Here is a 1,277-nt window from a genome sequence, read left to right as displayed (position 1 = left end):
GGTTCTTCGCCTAAATTAGTGGAAATTAAAAAAACCATGTAATTTTGGGGGATGGAATTAGATGGATTAGGAATTTTGTTAGGAGTTAAATCTCCGTGGGTTTTAACAAAGATAGATGTTCAACATCATACCCAAGTAATAGATGTTTATATCGAATATGAAAGAGGTTCAAAATTTGAATGCCCGATTTGTGGTAAGTTAACTAAGGTTCATGACGGAAATGTAAAACGTATTAGGCATTTGGATTTATTTGATTATCGTTGTTATTTAAACATAAAAGTTCCAAGAATAAGTTGTAATAAGGATGGAGTAAAAGTTGTTCATTCTAACCCTTGGGACCGCGGAGGTAATCATTACAGTATTAAGTTTGAGTCTTTAATTATTCGCTTATTCAAGGAGATGTCTGCATCTGCTATCAGCAGAGAATTAGGCGAACCTGATAATAATTTATGGCGTGTTTTTAATTATTGGGTGGATAAAACTATAATTCAGAAGTTTGATTTTAAAGATATCAAACGTGTTTGCGTAGATGAAACAGCTATAAAAAGAGGCCATAATTACATAAGTATTTTCACAGACTTAGACACTGGTAAAGTTATATTTGTTACAGAGGGAAGAAAAAAAGAGGTTTTTGAATTATTCTATGGTTGGCTTTGGGATAATGGTGGGTATCCTGGGAATATAGAGTTATTTAGTATGGATATGTCAGTGTCGTATCAAGCTGGTCAAAAAGAATATTTTGCAGGAACAGAAGTGGTTTTCGATAGGTTTCACATTAAAAAAGGAATGAATAAAGCTCTAAATCTTGTTCGAATAGAGGAGGTTAAAAGAGTGGAATCCCTCAAGAAATCAAAATACATTTGGTTAAAAAACGAAGCTAAATTATCAGAAAATCAAGCTAGTAGACTAGATGAATATTTAAGTGATAGCACTTTAAATACAACAATAGCTTACCAAATTAAAAATAAATTTGATCAATTATGGAATGTACAGTCACATGCAATTATACCAATGATAGAAAAATGGATTGAAGAAGCAATTTCTGCAGGACTTAGACCAATAAATTCATTCATTAAAACCATAAGAAATCACTATAACGGAATTATAAACTCAATTAAAACAGGAATAACAAATGCAATTTCAGAAGGATTAAATAGCGTAATGCAGTTAGCAAGGTCTAGAGCAAGAGGTTATAGAAATTCAGGAAATTTCATAAAAATGGTGTATTATTTAGGAAATGCCTAAAAATGCAATTCCACTATTTTAAGCGAAGAGCC

1 protein-coding gene is annotated in these 1,277 nt (G+C 31.6%); it reads left to right on the top strand.

From position 1 onward, the window contains the following. Positions 1–51: 51 nt before the first annotated feature. On the top strand, positions 52–1,245 hold the full coding sequence (locus M2326_RS17480) for an ISL3 family transposase (protein ID WP_264620824.1): 1,194 nt from the start codon (positions 52–54) through the stop codon (positions 1,243–1,245). The last annotated feature ends 32 nt before the right edge of the window (positions 1,246–1,277 follow it).

The sequence above is a fragment of the Flavobacterium psychraerolatum genome (assembly GCF_025960985.1).
Classification (GTDB): Bacteria; Bacteroidota; Bacteroidia; order Flavobacteriales; family Flavobacteriaceae; genus Flavobacterium.
Note: the sequence above shows the minus strand (reverse complement) of the source record. Positions and strands in the feature narration are given on the sequence as shown.